This window comes from Tunicatimonas sp. (assembly GCF_049647865.1).
Taxonomy (GTDB): domain Bacteria; phylum Bacteroidota; class Bacteroidia; order Cytophagales; family Cyclobacteriaceae; genus Tunicatimonas.
Genome location: NZ_JBARYM010000846.1, coordinates 1 through 4,631, shown reverse-complemented (window position 1 = coordinate 4,631; position 4,631 = coordinate 1). Strand labels below are relative to the sequence as shown.

At 40.3% G+C, this 4,631-nt stretch carries 5 protein-coding genes; 2 read left to right on the top strand and 3 right to left on the bottom strand.

Going from position 1 to position 4,631, the window contains the following annotated elements:
- Both WBA23_RS24355 and WBA23_RS24350 read left to right on the top strand, forming a co-directional pair.
- Positions 1 to 843: hypothetical protein (locus tag WBA23_RS24355; protein WP_424584881.1), on the top strand; the 843-nt coding region annotated here is incomplete at its 5' end.
- A gap of 40 nt (positions 844 to 883) precedes the next feature.
- The gene (locus WBA23_RS24350; protein ID WP_424584880.1) at positions 884 to 1,168 is read left to right on the top strand and encodes a hypothetical protein; all 285 of its coding nucleotides are present in this window, start codon (positions 884 to 886) and stop codon (positions 1,166 to 1,168) included.
- A 446-nt stretch (positions 1,169 to 1,614) separates the two neighbouring features.
- On the opposite strand, the gene map is transcribed toward WBA23_RS24350, so the two are convergent.
- The 3 genes from map to WBA23_RS24335 all read right to left on the bottom strand — a co-directional run bounded on the left by map (position 1,615) and on the right by WBA23_RS24335 (position 4,380).
- On the bottom strand, positions 1,615 to 2,400 hold the full coding sequence (gene map / locus WBA23_RS24345; RefSeq protein ID WP_424584879.1) for a type I methionyl aminopeptidase: 786 nt from the start codon (positions 2,398 to 2,400) through the stop codon (positions 1,615 to 1,617).
- A 252-nt stretch (positions 2,401 to 2,652) separates the two neighbouring features.
- The gene (locus tag WBA23_RS24340) at positions 2,653 to 3,498 is read right to left on the bottom strand and encodes a S24 family peptidase (protein WP_424584878.1); all 846 of its coding nucleotides are present in this window, start codon (positions 3,496 to 3,498) and stop codon (positions 2,653 to 2,655) included.
- A 633-nt stretch (positions 3,499 to 4,131) separates the two neighbouring features.
- Positions 4,132 to 4,380 (bottom strand): hypothetical protein, encoded by a 249-nt coding sequence (locus WBA23_RS24335; protein ID WP_424584877.1) that lies wholly within the window; start codon positions 4,378 to 4,380, stop codon positions 4,132 to 4,134.
- Positions 4,381 to 4,631 lie beyond the last annotated feature (251 nt).

The window sequence follows — 4,631 nt, the reverse complement described above, 5'->3', positions numbered from 1 at the left end:
GTATATGGCGCGCGCACGGTGGGTTTAAAGTCTCGCACCAACTTCGACAAAGACAATACCGATAAAGGATTCATGGGCTACGATTTTGAGGCTATCATGAAGAACTTTAATATTTTTGGTCACGGAGGTAATGCCGACGATCTAGTTCCACTACCTACTGTACAAATAGCCGAAAAGCTGTACCGAGATACGGGGATGATTGCCTCTTCGGAAATTATGCTTCCGGCTATTCAGTTGGCTTGTATTAAAAAGTCTTTTTCCTCGGACCCATTTTTGGTTTGGAACTCGGCAGTAGATCAATTAGGCTGGCACGTACGCCAGATGGCCGGATTTGCTGAAGAGCACGGCTGGATGGTAGGCCTCAAAAACGGTAAGTGGCTAGGCGAAGAATACTCTATTTCCGAAACCGAAGACTTTTCTGGTAAAACCAGTATCGAAACAGTTTGGGACGGACTGGTTGACTACTCAAAGTTAGCTCCGGAAATTATTCTGATTCAACGTGGCTGCGACCTTCCCGCTAAGGGTGAGTATCGTAATCTGCCGATTCACCACGCGGCCAAGCGAACCAAAGCCCGACACTTAGATAAAAATGTTCAGCTCTACTTTGATCCTAGCCACTCATTAGGTCCTAAAATGCGAGATCAGATTGTGAAGAAAACTGTGGAAGCTATGCAAATGAAGCTAAATGATGAGCACTACCTTTACGATGGAATGCTGATAGAAGTAGGTACCGCTAAGTGCGATACGCATCAGCATATATCCGTAGAAGAGTTCACTGAAATGGTTGACCGTTTGTCAGAATTCAGAACGCTGGCGGGAAGGCGTGAGAAGATTAGTGTTTAACAATTACCTTGATAATCTGTAGATTAAGGATATAGATTCATTGATAGTATGGACGAAGCAGTTAAGGAACGGGTTTAGCACGCTGGAAGCCGTATTGGGAGAGTTTATTGTGCAGACCAATAAATCGCTGAAACGGGTTGAAGAGGGTACACTTGCTTTGCAACGTGAAATGGTCGGGTTTAAAGAAGAGATGCAACTTGACCGTCAGCAGAGGGAAATGGATGTGAAAGACTTTAGAAGAGGTGAAGCGAAATCGTCAGCAGCGGGACGGGGAGATGAAAGACTTCAACGAAAAGATGGACTAGTATCGGAAAGAGTCAAATAAACAGTGGGGCGATTTAGCCAATAAACTAAGAACAGCAGCTGAAGATTTTGCGGCTCCCAATATTAAAACTATGCTTAAGTTCATTTTGGAAGCCAAGAACTTGATAGCTATGCGTTGCGGGTATTGCGTCATATTCAAAAAAATCGGAAACAGATGACTGAGTTTGACGTGGTCATTAGCTGCAATAACTAGTTATTTATTAATGAAGCGAAGCCTAATCTGGATGCAGACCAAGTACGAAGGTTTACTGAGAAGCTAAGCAGGTTTTTGATTGCTTCCCCGAACACGAAGGAAAGACAGTAGTGCCCGTGTCTTCCAGTTTTTCTCTAACAGAACCGATTGTAGAGCAGCTTATTAAACTAAATATCTACGCTATGGCGTTGGGGGAGATACTATAGAGGTACTAAATTATGAGGCAGTAAGAAATATCTCTTAAGTCCTGATCTTCAGGAAACCATCTTCTTGGCTAGTGCTTCCTCAATATACTCAAACGTGCTGAGGATTTCTGGTTTACCGTCTACAATTGCCACATCGTGTTCAAAGTGGGCGGCAGGAGCTCCGTCGGCTGTTACAATCGTCCAACCATCACTTAGTTGTTTCACCCGCCGAGTGCCCAGGTTAATCATTGGTTCAATGGCAATTACTAAACCGTCTTTAATTTTAGAACCCTTACCACGCTTACCATAGTTGGGTACTTCAGGCGACTCATGCATTTTCTTACCTAATCCGTGCCCTACTAACTCGCGCACAACTCCGTAGCCATGCTGTTCGGCATGTTGTTGTATAGCATAACTAATATCTCCGATTCGGTTACCTTTATGTGCCTGCTCAATTCCTTTATATAAACACTGCAGTGTAACATCTAATAACTTTTCTACTTCGGGAGAAATTTCTCCTATTGAGAAGGTGTACGCATGATCGCCGTAGTAACCATTTTTTTTGGCACCGCAGTCTATTGATACAATATCGCCCTCTTCTAAAGGACGGTTATTTGGTAAACCATGAACAATTTGTTCATTGACCGAAGTTAGCAACGTGCTCGGACAACCATATAAACCCAAGAAGCCCGGGTCGGCATCATGATCTCGGATGAACTCTTCAGCTCGCTGATCCAGATGTAGAGGGGTAACTCCGGGCTGTATTTCAGCAGCAAGCATGCCAAGAGTCTTAGAGACAAGCAAAGCACTTTCTCTAATTAGCTCTATCTCTTCCGGAGACTTATAATGAATCATGAACACAGTATTAGACAATCGGTAAAGGTCAAATCTGCAACGTTTGGTCGGTTAATCCAAAAGAAAAAGCAGATATATACTTTTCGTCTTCTATTGATGGTAGAACAATAACCTTATCGTTTTATAAGCGCTTCTTTCGCGTTGTCACTTCGTTGGAGAGCTTCATCAATGCTTAGACCCTTCCTACGCTTTTTAGGGCAACGCAAAATAATCAGATCAAAACGAAAATTTATTATTTCACCGTTACTTACGCTAATTTTGCGATAAGCCGTTATTAGTATCCCTTCGATTTTGCAAACGAAGCATCTCGGTCATTTGGTTGAGTTTATCTTGAATGTCATCAATCTCAGGCTTTGGTTCAGGCAAATAGGATCGCAAGTGCCACTCTACCTTCCAAATTTGCAAAAGTTCCTCTTCAGGAATATCAAACGGAGCATGTTTGGGATTATCAGATAAACAACGGATATACCCGTACTGGTGTAAGCGGTTACGAATACGCTTAATTTGAATACCCCGATCGTGAGATACAATCACGTATACTCCTCCGTCGGCAATGTTTCGGTAAGCGCTATTATCAAGAAGTCGGCAAATTGCCCAATCGTCTTCCATCATGGTAGGCTCCATACTATCACCGCTCACCTGCACACCGTAGCACTGTCCGTTTTTAATCATATAATCGGGAAGAAGAATACTTTCTCGCTCCTCGAAGAATTCCTGAGTTTGGTAACCCGTCATAAAATTAGCAGCAGCTTTATGATTGATAAGTGGAACAGTTGTATTCCCCTCGGTATCTTGAGTGGCTACCATGATTACTTCCTTCGTTTTAGTAGGCAGATTTCCTGATTCTTTACTTACGAATGGCTGACCTAACCCTGAAATTATGTAGGCACTGTTGATCTTAAATTTATCTAAAGCCCGATTCAGAATTTCAATAGTAACTGAGCGGCGATTCGCTTTAATGTCACCTAAATTGGATGGAGAAATCTCGATTGCTAGAGCAAACTCCCGGTCGGAGCTAATTTCTTTACGGCTTTTAAGCATATGGATGCATTCAAAAAAGCGTTCGTTTACGGAAATTTTGTATTGATTATCAGCCATTTGTGAAAAATTATGCTTACAAAAAGAATAAAAAGCTTGGATAATACTTTTAAAAAGCATTAACTTGTACTTATAACAAGAACAAATATGGAAAATATCCGCCACATAAAAAAGCTTTTAGCAAAAGAAGAGTACGAAACTATAAGTAAGAATACCGGATATAGTGTAGACTATATTCAGAGCTGTTTAGCACATCGGCGTAATAATAAGCTTATAGTCCAAGCTGCACAGCAATTGGCTCAAGCGGTCTAATCTAGCATTAGAATGTTATTCCTAAGTTTTAGGTTTAGTAACTTCAAGCTTACTCCCTATTGATTTAAGCAAGGATAAAAGGCGCAGTTATCTTTTCAAACACTACTGACAATTTATTCCTTATTTTCGTGAAATTACTTTAATCAGCCTTCCCATGGGGCTGCTCAATTATGAAGACTAGGTGGTAGCCTACAGCGTAGTGGAAAGTACTTTCTTTTCCTGTTTAATGCTCTAATATTAAAAATAGCACAACGCTGTGCGTCTAAGCAAACTTGAATACTGCATACAGTAAAAAAAAGAGCATTGTGACGTACAATGCTCGAGTTGCTTATTGATTACCCTATAGATATAGACTCTTTTATACCCATTGAATTTTCTCAATTATGATTGGCTCATAATTGGCATTACTTCGAAGTAACGGTCAAACAGCCTTCGTCTTAATAAAACCGATGGTTTACCCCGCCCCCATTCTGGAGCTATTTCGTATAATCCGTTATAAGTTCTTCCGGTGTAACACTTATTAACTTCAAAATCTGCTAATCCTGAATGTTCATCAGGCCGGCGGCTACAGCGAAACTGGATTTTGAACTTATCTTCTTGTTTAGGCTTATTCCATAAATGTTCAGTCATGCTTGTTAGTATATTATTAAACAGTACTAATGTAAGTTTTTTTTGTTTTTTAAAGATACTTCTTTTTTAGCACTATATCAATATATTATAAATAAAGTGCGTAATAATTATAACTTTGAGTATTTTAATTGGACCAAGTTAATTAATCCAAACTGTGGATTCTACTTAGTATTGTGGGGTCATGATTCTACAGCAGTAATTTAGCCGTATAATTTTATAATGCGTAAGTATCTGAAATTCAATAACTTGAA